The organism is Erwinia sp. 009765445 (genome assembly GCF_058137865.1).
This window is the reverse complement of the sequence record NZ_JBYUWC010000021.1, coordinates 1-18,641: the sequence shown is the minus strand read 5'-3', so window position 1 is coordinate 18,641 and position 18,641 is coordinate 1. Positions and strand designations below refer to the sequence as shown.

At 54.4% G+C, this 18,641-nt stretch carries 17 protein-coding genes and 2 pseudogenes; 10 read left to right on the top strand and 9 right to left on the bottom strand.

Annotated elements, in window-relative coordinates:
• Positions 1–13 precede the first annotated feature (13 nt).
• Both dnaN and dnaA read right to left on the bottom strand, forming a co-directional pair.
• A complete protein-coding gene (gene dnaN, locus AC3Y5R_RS20140; RefSeq protein ID WP_489922802.1) occupies positions 14–1,114 on the bottom strand; it encodes a DNA polymerase III subunit beta in 1,101 nt (366 codons plus the stop codon).
• Between the two features lie 4 nt (positions 1,115–1,118).
• On the bottom strand, positions 1,119–2,510 hold the full coding sequence (gene dnaA, locus AC3Y5R_RS20135; protein WP_489922801.1) for a chromosomal replication initiator protein DnaA: 1,392 nt from the start codon (positions 2,508–2,510) through the stop codon (positions 1,119–1,121).
• 600 nt (positions 2,511–3,110) lie between these two features.
• Here dnaA and rpmH point away from each other — a divergent pair.
• The 7 genes from rpmH to AC3Y5R_RS20100 all read left to right on the top strand — a co-directional run bounded on the left by rpmH (position 3,111) and on the right by AC3Y5R_RS20100 (position 8,764).
• Positions 3,111–3,251 (top strand): 50S ribosomal protein L34, encoded by a 141-nt coding sequence (rpmH, locus tag AC3Y5R_RS20130; protein WP_003849659.1) that lies wholly within the window; start codon positions 3,111–3,113, stop codon positions 3,249–3,251.
• Positions 3,252–3,268: 17 nt separating this feature from the next.
• Positions 3,269–3,628 carry a ribonuclease P protein component gene (rnpA, locus tag AC3Y5R_RS20125; RefSeq protein ID WP_158782441.1) on the top strand — a complete coding sequence of 120 codons (360 nt, stop codon included), beginning with the start codon at positions 3,269–3,271 and terminating at the stop codon, positions 3,626–3,628.
• Positions 3,592–3,849 (top strand): membrane protein insertion efficiency factor YidD, encoded by a 258-nt coding sequence (yidD, locus tag AC3Y5R_RS20120; RefSeq protein ID WP_158782442.1) that lies wholly within the window; start codon positions 3,592–3,594, stop codon positions 3,847–3,849. The genes rnpA and yidD overlap by 37 nt, the downstream gene beginning before the upstream one ends.
• A 2-nt stretch (positions 3,850–3,851) precedes the next feature.
• Positions 3,852–5,495, top strand: a complete 1,644-nt coding sequence (yidC, locus tag AC3Y5R_RS20115; RefSeq protein WP_489922800.1) for a membrane protein insertase YidC — start codon at positions 3,852–3,854, stop codon at positions 5,493–5,495.
• 82 nt (positions 5,496–5,577) lie between these two features.
• A complete protein-coding gene (mnmE, locus tag AC3Y5R_RS20110; RefSeq protein ID WP_489922799.1) occupies positions 5,578–6,942 on the top strand; it encodes a tRNA uridine-5-carboxymethylaminomethyl(34) synthesis GTPase MnmE in 1,365 nt (454 codons plus the stop codon).
• A gap of 294 nt (positions 6,943–7,236) precedes the next feature.
• Positions 7,237–7,674 carry a DcrB-related protein gene (locus AC3Y5R_RS20105; protein ID WP_489922798.1) on the top strand — a complete coding sequence of 146 codons (438 nt, stop codon included), beginning with the start codon at positions 7,237–7,239 and terminating at the stop codon, positions 7,672–7,674.
• A 352-nt stretch (positions 7,675–8,026) separates the two neighbouring features.
• Positions 8,027–8,764, top strand: coding sequence for a 4'-phosphopantetheinyl transferase family protein (locus tag AC3Y5R_RS20100; RefSeq protein ID WP_489922797.1), 738 nt, complete (start codon positions 8,027–8,029; stop codon positions 8,762–8,764).
• A gap of 50 nt (positions 8,765–8,814) precedes the next feature.
• On the opposite strand, the gene AC3Y5R_RS20095 is transcribed toward AC3Y5R_RS20100, so the two are convergent.
• Positions 8,815–10,128, bottom strand: a complete 1,314-nt coding sequence (locus AC3Y5R_RS20095) for an NCS2 family permease (protein WP_489922796.1) — start codon at positions 10,126–10,128, stop codon at positions 8,815–8,817.
• A 206-nt stretch (positions 10,129–10,334) separates the two neighbouring features.
• Here AC3Y5R_RS20095 and yieH point away from each other — a divergent pair, with 206 nt between their 5' ends.
• The gene (gene yieH, locus AC3Y5R_RS20090; RefSeq protein ID WP_489922795.1) at positions 10,335–10,997 is read left to right on the top strand and encodes a 6-phosphogluconate phosphatase; all 663 of its coding nucleotides are present in this window, start codon (positions 10,335–10,337) and stop codon (positions 10,995–10,997) included.
• A gap of 170 nt (positions 10,998–11,167) precedes the next feature.
• Here yieH and AC3Y5R_RS20085 read toward each other — a convergent pair whose 3' ends face one another.
• The 6 genes from AC3Y5R_RS20085 to pstS all read right to left on the bottom strand — a co-directional run bounded on the left by AC3Y5R_RS20085 (position 11,168) and on the right by pstS (position 17,074).
• Positions 11,168–12,403 carry an MFS transporter gene (locus AC3Y5R_RS20085; protein WP_489922794.1) on the bottom strand — a complete coding sequence of 412 codons (1,236 nt, stop codon included), beginning with the start codon at positions 12,401–12,403 and terminating at the stop codon, positions 11,168–11,170.
• A gap of 132 nt (positions 12,404–12,535) precedes the next feature.
• Positions 12,536–13,273 (bottom strand): phosphate signaling complex protein PhoU, encoded by a 738-nt coding sequence (gene phoU / locus AC3Y5R_RS20080; RefSeq protein WP_489922793.1) that lies wholly within the window; start codon positions 13,271–13,273, stop codon positions 12,536–12,538.
• Between the two features lie 17 nt (positions 13,274–13,290).
• A complete protein-coding gene (gene pstB / locus AC3Y5R_RS20075) occupies positions 13,291–14,061 on the bottom strand; it encodes a phosphate ABC transporter ATP-binding protein PstB (protein WP_489922792.1) in 771 nt (256 codons plus the stop codon).
• Positions 14,062–14,104: 43 nt separating this feature from the next.
• On the bottom strand, positions 14,105–14,992 hold the full coding sequence (gene pstA / locus AC3Y5R_RS20070) for a phosphate ABC transporter permease PstA (RefSeq protein ID WP_489922791.1): 888 nt from the start codon (positions 14,990–14,992) through the stop codon (positions 14,105–14,107).
• On the bottom strand, positions 14,989–15,951 hold the full coding sequence (pstC, locus tag AC3Y5R_RS20065) for a phosphate ABC transporter permease PstC (protein ID WP_489922790.1): 963 nt from the start codon (positions 15,949–15,951) through the stop codon (positions 14,989–14,991). Before pstC ends, pstA begins: the two co-directional genes overlap by 4 nt.
• 82 nt (positions 15,952–16,033) lie before the next feature.
• The gene (pstS, locus tag AC3Y5R_RS20060) at positions 16,034–17,074 is read right to left on the bottom strand and encodes a phosphate ABC transporter substrate-binding protein PstS (protein WP_489922789.1); all 1,041 of its coding nucleotides are present in this window, start codon (positions 17,072–17,074) and stop codon (positions 16,034–16,036) included.
• A gap of 289 nt (positions 17,075–17,363) precedes the next feature.
• Between pstS and AC3Y5R_RS20055 the strand changes: the two are divergent.
• Both AC3Y5R_RS20055 and tnpC read left to right on the top strand, forming a co-directional pair.
• Positions 17,364–17,871: pseudogene (locus AC3Y5R_RS20055) on the top strand (IS6 family transposase).
• Between the two features lie 86 nt (positions 17,872–17,957).
• Positions 17,958–18,563: pseudogene (gene tnpC, locus AC3Y5R_RS20050) on the top strand (IS66 family transposase); the annotation flags it as partial.
• Between the last annotated feature and the right edge of the window lie 78 nt (positions 18,564–18,641).

Sequence of the window (18,641 nt, the reverse complement as noted above, 5' to 3'; positions counted from 1 at the left end):
CTGACAGCCCCGATTACAACCGCATTGGCATCACGACGTAGGCCGCAGACTGGCTGGCCGCGTCTTCAATCTGCACGCTGGACACCGAATCGGTCAGCAGCAGGCGGACATTTTCACACTTCAGCGCATTGAGCACGTCCAGCACGTAGCTGACGTTAAACCCAATCTCCAGATCGGTGCCGCCGTAGGTGACATCCAGCATCTCTTCCGCTTCTTCCTGTTCCGGGTTATTCGCGGTTATTTTCAGCTGATTTTCGCTGATATAGAGGCGAACACCGCGGAATTTCTCGTTAGAGAGAATGGCCGCACGGGCAAAGGCCTGCTTCAGCAGATCGCAACCCGCATCCAGCGTTTTGTCCGGATTTTTCGGCAATACGCGGCGATAATCAGGGAAACGGCCATCAACCAGCTTGGAAGTAAAGATAAAGTCGCCAACGTGCGCACGGATATTGTTGCTGCCAATCTGCACCTGCAGCGGCGTATCGCCACCATCAAGCAGACGCACCAGCTCAATCACCCCTTTACGCGGCACGATCACTGAATGGTTCGGCAGTGACTGCCCCACCGGCATTGAGCAAACCGCCAGGCGGTGACCATCGGTCGCCACGGTACGCAGCTCTTCACCTTCAGTTTCAAACAGCATGCCGTTAAGGTAGTAGCGCACATCCTGATGAGCCATGGAGAACTGCGTCGCCTCAATCAGGCGCTTCATGGTCGCCTGCGGCAGGGTAAATTCCACTTCGCTCTGCCAGTCGTCCAGGTTCGGGAAATCACTGGCTGGCAGAGTGGACAGCGAGAAACGGCTGCGCCCGGAGCGCACCAGCATTCTTTCGCCTTCCAGCATCACCGTGATCTCTGCGCCTTCGGGCAGACCACGACAGATATCAAAGAATTTGCGGGCCGGAACCGTGGTCGCGCCCGGCTCGTGATCCTGTGTCAGCGCGACGCGGGCCACCATCTCCATTTCCAGATCGGTCCCGGTCAGCAGCAGGCTGCCTTCGTTGACCTGTAAAAGCAGGTTGCCGAGGATCGGTAACGTTGGACGACCGCCTAAAGGGCTGCTGACCTGCTGTAAAGGCTTAAGTAAATGCTCGCGTTCTACAATAAATTTCATAGCGTCAGGAAGATAATGTTCTGATTAGATTTGAGAAATCTTCTTTAATATCGTGACTTTCTTCACGCAGCTGTTCGATTTTACGACAGGCATGAAGCACCGTGGTGTGGTCACGACCCCCGAAAGCATCACCGATTTCCGGCAAACTGTGGTTGGTCAGCTCTTTGGCCATCGCCATCGCCATCTGCCGCGGACGGGCAACAGAACGCGAGCGGCGCTTGGAGAGCAGATCGGCCACTTTGATTTTATAATACTCGGCGACAGTTTTTTGAATGTTGTCGATGGTCACCAGCTTTTCCTGTAGCGCCAGCAGATCGCGCAGCGCTTCACGGACGAAATCAATGGTGATCGCCCGACCGGTAAAGTTGGCGTTAGCAATGACGCGGTTCAGCGCCCCTTCCAGCTCACGCACGTTGGAACGCAGACGCTTGGCAATAAAGAACGCCACTTCACCCGGCAGGCGGATGTCGTTTTCATCGGCTTTCTTCATCAGGATCGCCACGCGGGTTTCCAGCTCCGGCGGCTCGATCGCCACCGTCAGACCCCAGCCAAAGCGGGATTTAAGACGATCCTCGACCCCATTGATCTCTTTTGGATAACGATCCGAAGTCAGAATGATCTGCTGATTACCTTCCAGCAGCGCATTAAAGGTGTGGAAAAACTCTTCCTGGGATCGTTCCTTATTAGCAAAGAACTGAATGTCATCGATCAGCAGCGCATCCACCGAGCGGTAGTAACGCTTAAATTCTTCGATAGCATTGTTCTGCAGCGCTTTGACCATGTCCTGCACAAAACGCTCGGAGTGCATATACACCACCCTGGCATTGGGCTTACGCGCCATGATGCCGTTCCCTACAGCATGCAACAGGTGGGTTTTGCCCAGGCCGGTGCCACCATAAAGGAACAGGGGGTTATAAGCTCCGCCAGGGTTGTCCGCAACCTGACGGGCAGCGGCACGAGCCAGCTGGTTCGACTTACCTTCAACGAAGTTGTCAAAGTTGTGTTTGGTGTTGACGTTCGAGCGGTACGAAAGCTCTGCCGGTGCCGGCATGCTGTCCCAGCTTGGACGTATAGGGGCAGGACGAGCGCCGTGCGCAGGCGCACTGGCGTGAGCGCTGGCCATCACCGGCTGGCTGATTTGACGGGTGACCGGTTTGCTGCCCACTTCGAAACGCAGTAAAGGCGCATCCGCCCCGCAGAAGTCATTCAGCAATCCGTTGATATTATTTAGGTATTTATCACGGACCCAATCGAGCACAAAGCGATTTGGTGCATACAAGGCCAGCGTGTTGTCGTTCAATTCGGCCTGTAATGGACGTATCCACATGCTGAATTCGGTGGCAGGTAGTTCATCCTGCAAACGGGCAAGACACTGTTGCCAAAGCGTAAGTGACACGGCGGACTCCACTCGAAAAAATTCGACAAGAAAAAAGGCGCTGAAGCGATAAATTCATCATTGTTGACGCATGCAGATGACGCACATACGAACCGCTATCCGCGGTTTATCCGCCGCTGACTGACCAGGAGGATCGCTAACGGAAGGGCGGATCATAGCGCAAAGCGCAGCAGAGATCTTCACTTTCTACACAGTTTTGATCCAATTTACCCACAGGCCAAAGATCGCGGGATAAGTTTACGCCATCACGCTCAAAAGGCATTCAGGATCGTCTGCATTCGTTAAGATTTTAAGGTGCCGTCACGTTATTACCGCAAAGTCCCTGCAACAAGATCGCAGGAAGATCCTGAAGGATCCTTGCGCTTTAATACAGACTCCGTATAATTCCTGCCCCGGCGTGTTGCGCTCTGGCCCGAACCGGCTGGTTTTGCGGTCGAACGGGGCATCCAGACGCGACTTTAACGCGAAGTAAATTGACTCCGGACTGTACAATTATTACAATCCCGCCTCTTTATTAAAGATACACTGAGGCGTCGGTCGGTTTTCTGACCATCAAGCGCGTCACCAAGTGAAATTTTCCAAGTTTAGGTAGAAATCGCCATGAAACGCACTTTTCAACCGTCCGTACTGAAGCGTAACCGTTCACACGGTTTCCGTGCTCGTATGGCAACAAAAAATGGTCGTCAGGTTCTGGCACGTCGTCGTGCTAAAGGCCGTTCACGTCTGACCGTTTCTAAGTAATAAAAGCTAACCGCTGAGTGGTTAAGCTCGCATTTCCCAGGGAGTTACGTTTGTTAACTCCCACTCATTTCACTTTCGTCTTCCAGCAGCCACAAAGAGCCGGTACGCCGCAAATCACCATACTCGGCCGCCTGAACTCGCTGGGGCATCCCCGCATCGGTCTCACCGTAGCCAAAAAAAATGTTAAACGTGCGCACGAACGCAACCGGATCAAGCGATTGACCCGCGAGAGTTTTCGCCTGCGTCAGCATGAGCTTCCTGCCATGGATTTTGTGGTGGTAGCGAAGAAAGGGGTGGCCGATCTGGATAACCGTGCGCTGGCGGAAGCGTTGGAGAAGATATGGCGTCGTCACTGTCGCCTGGCTCGCGGCTCCTGATTGGGCTGATCCGCGTCTATCAACGCGCTATCAGCCCACTGCTGGGACCCCACTGTCGCTTTCATCCAACCTGCTCGCAATATGCTATTGAGGCATATAGCAGGTTTGGCATGATAAAAGGCAGTTGGTTGACGATGAAACGCGTATTAAAATGCCACCCTTTGAACCCGGGTGGCGACGATCCGGTGCCGCCAAAAACCGACGATAACAGAGAACATTAACGATGGATTCGCAACGCAATCTTTTTCTCATCGCTTTTCTGTTCGTGTCTTTTATGATCTGGCAAGCCTGGCAGACGGACCACGCTCCGCAGCCACAGCAAACCCAGACCACGCAAAACACGACAGTAAACGGTGATGCCGCCAATCAGGGCGTACCTGCCAGCGGCCAGGGCAAAACGATCACCGTTAAGACTGACGTGCTGTCTTTACAGATCAATACCCGCGGTGGCGATATTGAGCAGGCACATCTGCTGACTTACCCGGACAAAATGGGTTCTTCACAGCCATTCCAGCTGCTCGAAACCACCCCAGATTTTCTGTATCAAGCTCAGAGCGGTCTGACCGGTCGCAACGGCCCGGATAACCCGGCTAACGGCGCTCGCCCGCTGTTCACCACCACTCAGGATAGTTATGAGCTGGCGGAAGGACAGAGCGAACTGCGTATCCCGATGACTTACACTGCTGAAAACGGCGTAGCCTATACCAAAACCTTCGTGCTGAAGCGCGGTGATTTTGCGATCGGCGTCGATTATCAAGTTAACAACACCACCCAGCAGCCGCTGGAAGTGGCGATGTTTGGTCAGCTGAAGCAGACCATCGACCTGCCTAAGCATCGTGATACCGGCAGCAATAACTTTGCGTTGCACACCTTCCGTGGTGCGGCTTACTCCAGCAGTGAGAGCAACTACGAGAAGTACAAGTTCGACAAAATCAGTGATAACGAAAACCTGAACGTCAGCACCAACAATGGTTGGGTGGCGATGCTTCAGCAGTACTTCGCCACTGCGTGGGTTCCTCGCACCGAAGGCACCAACACCCTTTATACCAGCAACCTGGGTAATGGCGTGGCGGCAGTAGGCTACAAATCTGCACCGGTGACCATCGCTGCGGGTTCACAGCAGAACCTGGCTGCCACCCTGTGGGTTGGACCGGAAATTCAGGACAAGATGGCGGCCATCGCGCCTCACCTCGACCTGACCGTAGACTACGGCTGGCTGTGGTTTATCTCTCAGCCGCTGTTCAAACTGCTGAAGTTTATCCACAGCTTTATCGGTAACTGGGGCTTCTCCATTATCGTCATCACCTTTATCGTTCGTGGCATCATGTACCCGCTGACCAAAGCGCAGTACACCTCCATGGCGAAAATGCGCATGCTGCAGCCCAAGATTCAGGCTATGCGTGAGCGGTTAGGTGAAGATAAGCAGCGCATGAGTCAGGAGATGATGGCGCTGTACAAGGCAGAAAAAGTGAACCCGCTGGGTGGCTGTCTGCCGCTGGTTATCCAGATGCCAATCTTCCTGGCCCTGTACTACATGCTGATGGGCTCCATTGAACTGCGTCATGCGCCGTTCATCCTGTGGATCCATGACCTGTCTGCGCAGGACCCGTACTACATCCTGCCGGTCCTGATGGGTATCACGATGTTCTTCATTCAGAAGATGTCGCCAACCACCGTGACCGACCCGATGCAGCAGAAGATCATGACCTTTATGCCGGTGATCTTTACCGTATTCTTCCTGTGGTTCCCGTCAGGCCTGGTGCTGTACTACATCGTCAGTAACCTGGTGACCATTATCCAGCAGCAGCTGATTTATCGCGGCCTGGAAAAACGTGGCCTGCACAGCCGCGACAAGAAGAAAGCGTAATTTGCGCGATTAACCGCAAACAACCCTTTAGAATAAGGCGGTCAGATGACCGCCTTATTTTTTGCCTGAGTGAGAGTTAAACATGAATCATAGCGAGACCATCGTCGCCCAGGCGACCCCGCCAGGCCGTGGCGGTGTAGGCATTCTGCGCGTTTCCGGTTCGAAAGCCGCCGAAGTGGCCCAGATCCTGCTGGGCAAGTTACCAAAACCCCGCTACGCCGACTATCTGCCGTTCCGTGATGCCGACAACACCACGCTGGATCAGGGGATAGCGCTATGGTTCCCTGGCCCGAACTCCTTTACCGGCGAAGACGTGCTGGAGTTGCAGGGACACGGCGGCCCGGTAATTCTCGACCTGCTGCTCAAACGCATTGTGGCCATAGCTGGCGTGCGCATTGCCCGTCCGGGCGAATTCTCTGAGCGTGCCTTCCTGAATGACAAGTTGGATCTGGCTCAGGCTGAGGCCATTGCAGACCTGATCGATGCCAGCTCAGAACAGGCGGCTCGCTCAGCCCTGAACTCCCTGCAGGGCGCATTTTCTCTGCGGGTGAACACCCTGGTGGAAGCACTCACTCACCTGCGAATCTATGTGGAAGCTGCCATCGACTTCCCGGATGAGGAAATAGACTTCCTGTCAGACGGCAAAATCGAGGCCCAGCTGAATCAGGTGATTGCCGACCTCGACGGCGTACGTGCCGAAGCACGCCAGGGCAGCCTGCTGCGTGAAGGCATGAAGGTGGTGATAGCCGGTCGCCCCAATGCCGGTAAATCCAGCCTGCTGAACGCGCTGTCCGGGCGTGAAGCGGCCATCGTGACGGATATCGCCGGAACCACCCGTGACGTCCTGCGTGAGCATATTCATCTCGACGGTATGCCACTGCACATCATCGATACTGCCGGACTGCGGGAAGCGAGTGACGAAGTCGAACGGATTGGTATTGAGCGTGCATGGAATGAAATTGAACAGGCTGACCGGGTACTGTTTATGGTCGATGGCACAACCACTGAGGCAACCGAACCTGCTGCCATCTGGCCAGATTTTATTGCCCGCCTTCCCGCCACGCTGCCGATTACGGTGGTGCGGAATAAGGCTGATGTCACAGGTGAGACGCTGGGCATGACAGAAGTGAATGGTCACTCACTTATTCGCCTCTCTGCCCGGACTGGCGAAGGAATGGACCTGCTGCGCAACCACCTGAAAGCCAGCATGGGATTTGCCGGGAATATGGAGGGTGGCTTCCTGGCTCGTCGTCGCCATCTGCAGGCTCTGGAGTTAGCATCCACTCACTTACTGCAGGGTAAAGAGCAGTTACTGGGCGCACGGGCGGGCGAACTGCTGGCCGAAGAGCTGCGGGCGGCACAGCAATGCCTGAGCGAGATCACCGGTGAGTTCACCTCTGATGATCTTCTGGGCCGCATCTTCTCCAGTTTTTGCATCGGAAAATAATCTTCAGGTCGGGTGACGGTTACAAAAATACAAACCGTCGCCCCTGATGACCCCGGATATTTTTTTTAAGAATCTTAAGAATAAAAAAATAATCGATAACCTCTTTCGCGCCATGTCACTCTCTGGACGGAACGAATATAATCTGACAGACTCAGAGCACAAGCAATGGCCGTCTGGCGGCTCATTGCAATCCTGCCATGGATATTAACTCAGCGCCTCAAGAGCCGGGCAACTGAAAGGAATACGGTTCTCCTGAATGACCTTTCTGGAGCCTGTTAAACATATAAGGACATTATGAACAACAATAGCCATTACACCTTCAATGAAGGAAAGATAATTCTTCCGGAAAATTATATCGATCGCACGGTGCATGCGCTTATCGATGACATTTCAAACAAGCCTGGTATTAACATTTCCCGCGATAAACTCTCTGATAATCAAACATTAGATGACTACCTCGATGAACAGTACCAGCAACTGATCGCTAAAATGGTCGGCTGGGAACAAGAACCCCGCAAGCAGATCTTTCTGGGGGAAGGCCGCATTCCCGGGCAAGAGATTACTTTCAGTTTTTTGCGGCAGCCAGAACACCGCCTGTGGCAGAAACAGGCCGTATTTGTGATTGGTGATAAAGATGTGCTGGTTTTCAGCCTGTCAAAAGTTTCGGCCTTCGACGAAAATGATCAAAGCTTGCTGGACGGTATGCTGCAAAGTTTTATCCCAAACACATAATTTATCGTCATCAGAGATATCTATTTTGCCGGTCATGATGACCGGCACTATTGATGGAAATATTGGCCTGACTGTTGCTGGTAATAGCGTATTTGGCCTTGTCAGTTTCGTCGCCTTCCGAATATTAACCAGGCTGTCCTGCGATAAAGTAAAAAAAATGTTATTTCCATGTTATTAATTTAAAGGGTGAGCGCCACTTCAGCCACCGCTCTCCGCAGGGGTCATCCAGCCCTTGTGCTCAGGATGATATTAGTCCGAATTTGTCAGCAAAAACGGTAAACCTGCGTGATATTTCTTAAGAAAATTCTTACAATACCGGGGTGATTTTTCGACCATTTTCACGGAGCGACAGATGGCAAGTCATTTTGCTCGCTGGACCCTGACTGATTCCAGCGTCCCGGTACACCGACTCTCTCTGCAGACAGTGGATTATGCCCGTGCACTCCCGGAACGACGCCAGATCCGCTATCTTGCCTCACGTACGCTGCTGGCTGAGCTGATGTGGCGTGTTTACGGCATAGTGCAGCTTCCCGAAGTGATCGCTGACAGCACCGGCCGACCGCAATTTGCCGATGGCACCCTGCCGGATTTCAGCATCGGCTATGCCGGTAATATCGTGGGCGTCCTGCTGGCGGAAGAAGGCAGTCGTGCCGGGTTGGGAATGGAGATAGTCCGTGCGCACAGCCGCCAGACCCTGGAGCTGCACTCCAGAGACATCTCTTCCGGTGAAAAAGCATGGATCCGGGCACAGGCTGACCCCGATGAAGCCGCAACTCAGCTTTGGGCGCTACGTCAGAGCGTGCTGAAATTAACCGGTGAAGCATCAGACAGTGCTTCTCTGCAGCTGCACCCGGCCTCAGGACGGCTCCGCTCGGCTCTCTGTCCGGACCTTCAGGCGATTTCTGACGTGGAAACGCTAATCATCTGGTCCTGTGCGCTGGCACCGGCCAGTGAACGGCTGCATTTATGGGAGTTTGACGGCAGTCAAAACTGGCGGCGGTTGCAGGACATTCAGACTCACACACATAGCATGGGGCCACGCACGCTGCGTTTAACCAGTCTGCCACCTGAAAAATCCCTGCACGCCTGAGAAAGACTTTGAACGGAATCAGGCCGGAGTGCTCCGGCCTGAATCATCACTTAGTGTGCGTCGATAAAGACAATCTTCAGCACAAACAGCAGCGCCACAACCACCACGCAAGGGCTGATTTCACGCCAGCGGCCGGTGCCCAGCTTCATTACACAGTAAGAGATAAAGCCCAGAGCGATCCCTTCGGTGATTGAGAAACTGAATGGCATCATTGCAGTGGTCACAAAGGCAGGAACGGCTTCGGTCAGATCATCCCACTTCACACGCGCCAGGCTTGAAGTCATCAACACACCAACATAAATCAGCGCGCCTGCTGCAGCATAAGCCGGAACCATGCCCGCCAGCGGTGACAGAAACATCACCAGCAGGAACAGAATGCCGGTCACCACCGCCATCAGGCCGGTACGCCCGCCGATAGAAACACCTGAAGAACTCTCAATATAAGCGGTCACCGAAGAGGTGCCGATATAAGCCCCGGCGACCGAGCTGATGCTGTCCACAAACAGCGCCTGCTTCATGCGTGGGAAAGTCCCTTTCTCGTCGGTCAGGCCTGCTTTGTCGGTCACGCCAATCAGCGTACCGGAAGAGTCGAACAGGTTAACCAGCATAAAGGAGAAGATAATCCCCGCCATACCGATGTTCAGCGAACCCGCCAAGTCCACCTGGCCCAGCACCGATGTAATCCCGGTCGGGGCTGAGAACACGCCGCCAAACTTCACGTCACCAATCGCCAGACCAATCAGCGTGGTGACCACGATAGAGACCAGCACCGCGATGTGAATATTACGGGAAGCCAGAATGGCGATAATGAAGAAGCCCAGTGCACCCAGCAGCACGCTGTGTGAGGTCAGGTCACCCACAGCCACCAGCGTGTCTTTATTTGGCACAACAATCCCGGCATTTTTCAGGCCGATCATCGCAATAAACAGACCAATACCGGCAGTGATCCCCACGCGCAGGCTGACCGGAATATTGGCAATCATCCAGTAACGTACGCGGAACAGCGTCAGCAGCAACAGACCCATGGCACCCCAGAAAATTGCGCCCATGCCTACCTGCCAGGAGATGCCCATAGCACCCACCACCACAAAGGCAAAGAACGCATTCAGCCCCATCGCCGGAGCCAGTGCGACAGGCAGGTTAGCCACCAGCCCCATCAGAATACTGCCGAATGCGGCAATCAGACAGGTTGTGACAAACACCGCCTGGGTGTTCATTCCGGCAGCGCCGAGGATCTGCGGGTTCACGAAAACGATATAGACCATCGTCAGGAAAGTCGTGAAACCAGCAATCACTTCGGTACGTGCCGTTGTGCCGTGTTCCTGTAATTTGAAGATCCGCTGCAGTAGACCTGAATTGTTCATTATGAATTCCAAAACGGAGAAAAGTTATCGTCGGCTATCCTAACCTATAAATATTAATTTGCCAGACTACCCGGCGGTTTTTTCGCAACCGATTGCGCTGTTTTTACCGGGAGATCGCTACCGCTAACTGGAATTGACATTTCCGGGTCGCATTTCAGTGTCAGTGAAGTAAAGTGGGAGGACGTGTAAACATTAAGGATGAGCCCATGTCAGTAAGCTGTGTATTTTTTGATTGTGACGGGACGCTGGTCGACAGCGAACTGCTCTGTACCCAGGCCTACGTCAATACGTTTGCGCTGTTTGGCGCAGAGCTGTCACTGCAGGAGATGTTCGAAAAGTACAAAGGCGTCAAGCTGTATGACATCATTGCGGAGGTTTGTGCTGAGCACGGCCTGAGCGCCACGAAGGAAGAGCTGGAACCTGCTTATCGTAAGGAGGTAGCCCGCCTGTTTGACGAGCAGCTACAACCGATTACCGGTGCGAAGGCGCTGCTGGAGAAAATCACCGTGCCAATGTGCGTGGTGTCGAACGGCACCGTCGGCAAAATGCAGCATTCTCTGGGGCTGACAGGGATGCTTCCCTGGTTTGAGGAGCGGTTGTACAGCGGCTATGACATTAACAGCTGGAAGCCCGACCCGCAGCTGATGTTTCACGCCGCTGAGGCAATGGGTGTGCCGGTTGAGCAGTGCATTCTGATTGATGATTCTGAAGCGGGTGCCAGAGCCGGGATTGCTGCCGGTATTCCGGTGTTTTACTTCTGCGCAGATGCGCACAACAAGCCGTTGGAACATCCTCTGGTGACCACCTTTACCGAGCTGGCGCAGCTGCCCGCTCTGTGGCAGGCGCGGGGCTGGAATATTACAGGCTGAAACCCGCAGGGCGGCTAAACTCGCCCTTTACAGGATGATACTTGCTTACTACGACAGAGCTAAGCAAAGTATCATCCGGATCGATCAGAAGAAGTGTTACCTGTATGGCCGGTCAGATCTGTAATCCAGGTGGCGGTTGTATCTTTATCCGGCCCATCCCATCACCAGCTTCAGCCAATCGCGCCCAGCGAATCCTCGTTCCCCTGCTTCTTCGGCAGCAGGAACAGCGTGGCAACAATATCCAGCAGGTAGATCAGCGCCAGCAGGGTGATAGCCGCCACAAACGAGTAATTCGCGGCCAGCAGGCCAATCACCAGCGGGCCAAAACCTCCCACTCCCCGTCCAAGATTAAACAAGACGTTCTGCGCGGTTGCCCTTGCCTGTCCCGGATAGGTATCCGAAATCAGCGCGCCGTAGCCGCCAATCATGCCGTTAACAAACATCCCCATCACTGCGCCGGTAAATAGCATCACTGTTGGATCGCGCAGCTGCGCATAAACCACCACCATAATCACCGCGCCAAATTGATACAGTAGGAAGATTTTCCAGCGGGCAAAACGGTCGGCCAGCACGCCAAACAACCAGATGCCGAAGGTCATGCCGATCACCGTCACCGCCGTCCACAGGCCGGATTTGGTCAGCGAGAAGCCAAAGTTAGAGGAGAGATAACTTGGCATCCAGATCATCAGGCCGTAATAACCAAAGTTCTGCACCGAGCAGAGAATAAAAATCCCCAGGCTGGCTTTGGCCGTCGCCGCGTCCTTAAACAGCAACCTGATCCGCGCAGTAAATGAAAGCCCCTGGTTCACATCCACATGGCGGGTGAACTCTTCCGGCTCGCCCATGCCACGGCGAATAGCAAAAGAGACCAGTGCCGGCAGCAGCCCGACCAGGAACATGCCACGCCAGCCAATATGCTGCAGCAGTAACGGGGTGATAAATGCTGCCAGCAGCACACCCAGTTGCCAGCCGATGCCGACCCAGGCTGAAGCGCGGTTACGCTTGTTGGCAGGCCAGGCTTCTGCAATCAGCGCCATGCCAATACCAAACTCGCCGCCCAACCCGACACCCGCCAGCGTACGGTACGCCAGCAGATCCCAGTAGCCCTGTGCCACTGCGCACAGGCCGGTAAAGACTGAGAACATCAGAATGGTGAAGGTCAGCACACGAATGCGGCCCAGACGATCGCTGAGATGACCAAAGACCACTCCGCCGATCACGGCACCAATCAGCGTCCAGGTCACCAGCGATCCGGCCTGAGAAGGATTCAGCGCCAGCGAAACGCTGATTGCCGGCAGCATAAAGCCGAGAATAAGAAGATCGAAGCCGTCCATTGCATAACCGCTGACGGCCGCCAGCATCGCTTTGCCGGGCGTGGCGCCTTTTTTCGGCGTCTGAGTGGTCATAAGAAATCCCTGCCTGAAATAAAAGTGCGGCAAGTATATGTTTCAGAACTTTAACAGGCCATAAAATAGTGATGTCGGATCGGCGAAAGCGCGAGAGGAGCAGCAGACCAGGCGAACCTGGCCTGCCGGGGATCAGGCTGGAGGGTTGTCGATACCGTCGTCGCCGGTCAGCAGCTTGTCCAGCTGATCGCCGCCAACGTGACGGAAGTCCTGCCCCTTCACGAAGTAGAAGATGATTTCGCAGATATTCTGGCAGCGGTCACCGATACGCTCGATGGCACGGGCACAGAACAGCGCGGTCAGTACGCTCGGGATGGTCCGCGGGTCTTCCATCATATAAGTCATCAGCTGACGCACGATACCCTCATATTCCTGGTCAACTTTCTTGTCTTCCCGGTAAATCTCAACTGCAGCGCTCAGGTCCATACGCGCAAACGCATCCAGCACGTCATGCAGCATCTGGATAGTGTGGTATCCCAGAGACTCCAAGTTCACCAGCAGTTGCTGATGCTGCTGACCAAATTTCTCCAGCGCGGTGCGGCTGATTTTCTCTGCCACGTCACCAATGCGTTCCAGTTCTGAGATGGTCTTGATGATTGCCATCACCAGGCGCAGGTCGCTGGCGGTTGGCTGGCGTTTGGCGATGATGCGCACGCAGGCTTCATCAATCGACACTTCCATCATATTGACCTTCTGGTCGCCGTCGATCACCCGCTGTGCCAGCTCGCCATCCTGATTGTGCATCGCAATGATGGCGTCAGTCAGCTGCTGCTCCACCAGCCCGCCCATGGTCAAAACCTGGGTTCGGATATGCTCCAGCTCGGCGTTGAACTGCCCGGAGATATGTTTATTCAGATTCAGGTTATCCATCGTATTCTCCAGTCAAATCAACCGTAGCGGCCGGTAATGTAGTCTTCGGTTTGCTTCTGGTGCGGTTTGGTGAACAGCGTGTCGGTATCGCTGAACTCGATCAGTTCGCCCAGATACATAAAGGCCGTGTGATCGGAACAGCGTGCAGCCTGCTGCATGTTGTGCGTCACGATAACCACGGTGTAATCCTGCTTCAGTTCGGTGATCAGCTCTTCGATACGCCCGGTAGAGATCGGGTCCAGCGCCGAGCACGGCTCATCCAGCAGCAGCACTTCAGGGCGGATGGCAATCCCGCGGGCAATACAGAGGCGCTGCTGCTGACCACCAGAGAGACTGTATCCGCTCTGATGCAGTTTATCTTTAGTTTCGGTCCAGAGTGCGGCTTTGGTCAACGCCCACTGTACACGCTCGTCCATATCGGCACGGGAAAGCTTTTCAAACAGGCGCACCCCGAAGGCGATGTTGTCGTAGATCGACATCGGGAACGGCGTGGGCTTCTGGAAGACCATGCCAACACGGGCACGCAGCAGGGCAATGTCCTTGTTTGCGGTCAGAATGTTTTCGCCATCCAGCAGGATTTCGCCTTCTGCGCGCTGCTCAGGATAGAGAGAATACATTTTGTTAAAGGTACGCAGCAGGGTGGATTTTCCACAGCCTGACGGGCCGATAAAAGCCGTCACCTGATTTTTGGCAATATCCAGATTGATGTTCTTCAGCGCATGGAATTTCCCGTAATAGAAGTTCAAATCACGAACCTGAATCATCTTACTGGAAGTGTTGTCAGCCATTCTCTTTCTCGCTTATTTGCGCCGCCGCAGCCGCGCTTCTGAATTAATGTTTGCTCCGAGCAAAAATCACGCGCGCCAGAATATTCAGCAGCAGCACGCAGACGGTAATCAGCAGCACGCCCGCCCAGGCCAGGCTTTGCCATTCGGCAAACGGGCTCATGGCGAATTTGAAGATGGTCACTGGCAGGTTAGCCAGTGGCTGCATCATATCGGTGCTCCAGAACTGGTTCGACAACGAGGTGAACAGCAGCGGAGCCGTTTCCCCGGCAATACGCGCCACCGCCAGCAGCACACCGGTCAGGATACCGGAGACCGAGGCTTTCAGGGTGATCGCTGAAATCATCTTCCACTTCGGCGTTCCCAGCGCATAAGCCGCTTCACGCAGGCTGTCCGGCACCAGTTTGAGCATGTTCTCAGTGGTGCGGATCACGACAGGAATTTGCAGCAACGCCAGCGCAACCACTCCGGCCAGACCAGAGAAGTGCTGCATCTGTGCCACCACCAGCGTGTAAACAAACAGTCCCACCACGATAGAGGGCGCAGAGAGCAGGATATCGTTGATAAAACGAATCACCTCATCCAGCCAGGATTTACGGCCGTACTCCGCCAGATAGATCCCCGCCATAATGCCCAGCGGCGTACCGACTACCGTTGACCAGAGGATCAACAGACCACTACCGGCAATGGCGTTTGCCAGACCACCGCCTGCGGTATTAGGTGGTGGAGTATTTTCGGTGAACAGTGACAGGCTCATGCCGTCAAAACCACGGGTGACGGTTGCCCAGAGGATCCAAACCAGCCAGAAAAGACCAAAAGCCATGGTCAGCAGCGAAAGGGTCAGGGCAATCCGGTTTTTAAACCGACGCCACGCCTGCATTTTGCGGCGTGAGGCTTCCAGTTCGGCGCGAGCCTGCATTTCCATGGTGGTCATGAGCGCGCTCCTTCACTTTTCGCCAGTCGCAGGATCATCAGCTTGGAACAGGCCAGCACGATAAAGGTGATCACGAACAGGATCAGGCCCAACTCCATCAACGCGGCAGTATGAACACCGGATTCCGCTTCGGCGAATTCGTTGGCCAGCGCGGAGGTAATACTGTTGCCCGGCATAAACAGCGAAGCGCTGTCGAGCTGGTAGGTGTTACCGATGATAAAGGTCACCGCCATGGTTTCCCCGAGAGCGCGACCGAGGCCCAGCATCACGCCACCAATCACCCCGTTTTTGGTGAACGGCAACACGATGCGCCAGATCACTTCCCAGGTGGTACAACCGATGCCGTAAGCGGACTCTTTCATCATCACCGGCGTCTGTTCGAAAACGTCACGCATCACTGAGGCGATGTAAGGAATGATCATAATCGCCAGGATAATCCCGGCAGCGAGGATCCCGATACCAAACGCCGGGCCAGAGAACAGCGCGCCAACGATTGGAATGTTCGACATCAGGTCGCCCAGCGGGGTCTGGAAATAAGTCGCGAACAGTGGAGCGAAGATAAACAGGCCCCACATGCCGTAGACGATGCTGGGAATAGCCGCCAGCAACTCAATCGCCACGCCAAGAGGGCGGCGCAGCCAGTTTGGCGCCAGTTCCGTCAGGAACAGAGCGATGCCGAAACTGACCGGTACGGCGATAATCAGCGCAATGATGGAAGTGACGATCGTTCCGTAAATCGGAACCAGCGCACCAAATTGTTCATTGGGAGCATCCCAGGTCTTGGTCCACAGGAAGGAGAAGCCAAACTTCTGAATGCTGGGCCAGGAGGAGAAAATGAGCGAAACAATAATGCCACCAAGCAGCAACAGCACAATCAGCGCAGCCAGTTTGACCAGCGCACCGAAAATGATGTCACCCTGCTTACCGGGGGCTTTAAATGTCGGCTTGGTTGCAGCCATAGAATTCTCGATATTGAAAGTGTAAGGGCGGCATCTCTGCCGCCCGAAAGCAAGGACCGGATAATCCGGCCCCTACATCAGCTTAGTACAGGGCTTTACCTGAGCTGTCTTTCACGTTGGTTTTCCAGGCGGCACGGATCTGCTCAACCACGGAATCTGGCAGGGAAGCGTAGTCCAGGCTGTTAGTGGTTTTGCCACCATTTTTGTACGCCCAGTCAAAGAACTTCAGAACTGCTGCGCCCTTCTCGGCATTAGCCTGCTCTTTCTGCACCAGAATGAAGGTGGCGGAAGAGATTGGCCATGCATCAGCACCTTTCTGGAAAGTCAGGTCCTGAGCAAAAGATTCACTCCAGTTTGCGCCTTTCGCCGCGTTGCTGAAGCTCTTCTCGCTTGGCTCTACGGCTTTACCATCAGCATCTACCAGCTTGGTGTAAGCCAGGCTGTTCTGCTTGGCGTAAGCGTATTCTACGTAACCAATTGAACCAGGCAGACGTTGAACGAAAGCGGCCACGCCGTCGTTACCCTTCCCGCCCAGACCGGTTGGCCAGTTGACGGTGTTGCCCACACCAATTTTGCTCTTCCAGTCGCTGTTCACTTTTGCCAGGTAGCTGGTGAACACGAAAGAGGTGCCAGAACCGTCAGCACGGCGAACCACGTTGATGTTGCTGTCAGGCAGCTTCACGCCCGGGTTCAGCTTGGTGATTGCCGGGTCGTTCCATTTTTTGATGTTGCCCAGGTAGATGTCACCAACGGTTTTACCGTCCAGAATCAGCTGGCCAGATTTGATGCCTGGGATGTTAACAGCCAGTACCACGCCACCGATCACGGTAGGGAACTGGAACAGGCCGTTTTTCTGCAAATCTTCATCTTTCAGCGGCGCATCTGACGCACCAAAGTCGACGGTTTTAGCGATAATCTGCTTAACGCCGCCGGAAGAACCGATACCCTGATAGTTAACCTGTGCTCCGGTAGCTGTGTTGTACACTGCCGCCCACTTGTTATAAACAGGAGCCGGGAAGGTACCGCCTGCGCCAGTCAGGTTAGTGGCCGCGAACGCGGAAACAGCGGTCAGAGAAAGGGCTACAGCTACACATTGAGCCACGGTTTTTTGCATCAGTGTCATGTTCCCTCCAGGGGATTAAAAGTCAGGCTTTATGCCGTTTTTGTATGAATAATGATTGCTGCTGGAGGCAAAATAGGACAGTTTAGTGACAGTAAAATGTACGAAATATTACAGATTTATGACATAAACGGCAGTTTAAAACTGTTCTGCTACCGCGCTTTCAACCATGCCATAAAGTCATCAATAAATACGCGCGTTTTCAGCGGCAGCAGGCTGCTGGGCAACGTAGAGATAATGGCAGAGCGTGGCGTCATCGTTGACCACTCCCCCTGCACCGGGGGTTATCCGCATGGTACCGCTTCTGGATAAGATTTTTCATCGTTATAAACGGCGTCCCTCCGGACGATGGCTAATGGACGAAACGTATATCAGAGTGAAGGGCCAGTGGAAGTATCTCTACCGGGCAGACCATTAATTTCCTGCTGACCGCGAAGCGGGATGCGGCTGCCGCCTTACGTTTATTCCGCAAGGCCATCCGCCAGCACGGCGAACCTGAAGTGGTGACCACTGATAAAAGCGGAGCAAACACCGCTGTCCTCGCAGAGCTGAATGCCGGCAGGGAGAAGGATAACTGTATTAAGGTCAGGCAGAGTAAGTATCTGAACAACCTGGAGGAGCAGAACCACCGCAACATTAAACGCCGGATAAAACTGATGACGGGGTTCAAATTTTTCCGGCGGGCACAGACTATCCTGACGGGTATCGAAAACATCCACATGCCACGCAAAGGGCAGCTTGAGCATCAGCACGGGGACGGTTTGTCCCCGGCAGAACAGTTTTATCTTCTGGCTGCATAAAAAACAGCCAATTACGGATTTTTTGACACCCTGCTGCCCTTAATGCGAAAGAACCCTGCCTGATATTTGCAACAGGGCCTTCTAATGAACTTACCCGGGCCACCCTCAGCCGCTGGTCAGGTGCGGTCAGCGAACTGCTGACGCCGCTGTACGACCTGCTGCGCCAGTATGTGCTGATGCCGGGCAAGGTGCATACCGACGATATCCCGGTGCCGGTGCAGGAGCCGGGCAGCGGCAAAACCCGCACGGCCCGGCTGTGGGTCTACGTGCGGGATGACCGCAACGCCGGGTCGCAGCTGCCGCCGGCAGTCTGGTTCGCTTACTCGCCGGACCGAAGGGGCACACATCCGCAGCAGCATCTTGCCGGGTACAGCGGTATCCTGCAGGCGAATGCGTACGGTGGCTACAATGCGCTTTACGAAGATGGCCGTATTACGGAAGCGGCCTGCATGGCGCATGCCCGGCGAAAAATCCACGACATTCATGTCCGGATACCGACGTCCATCACCACCGAAGCGCTGAGGCGCATCGGTGAACTGTATGCCATCGAAGCGGAGATCCGTGGAAGTCCGGCAGAGACTCGGCTGGAAGTAAGAAGAGCCAGAACCGCACCGCTGATGCAGTCACTGTACGACTGGGCACAGCAGCAGATGACGTTGCTTTCACGCCATTCGGATACAGCAAAGGCATTTACTGGATTTGACCCTATATATCCAGACGTCTTTTCTCTCTTACGGTTGCGATAACTTCCTGCGTATATATTCCCGTGG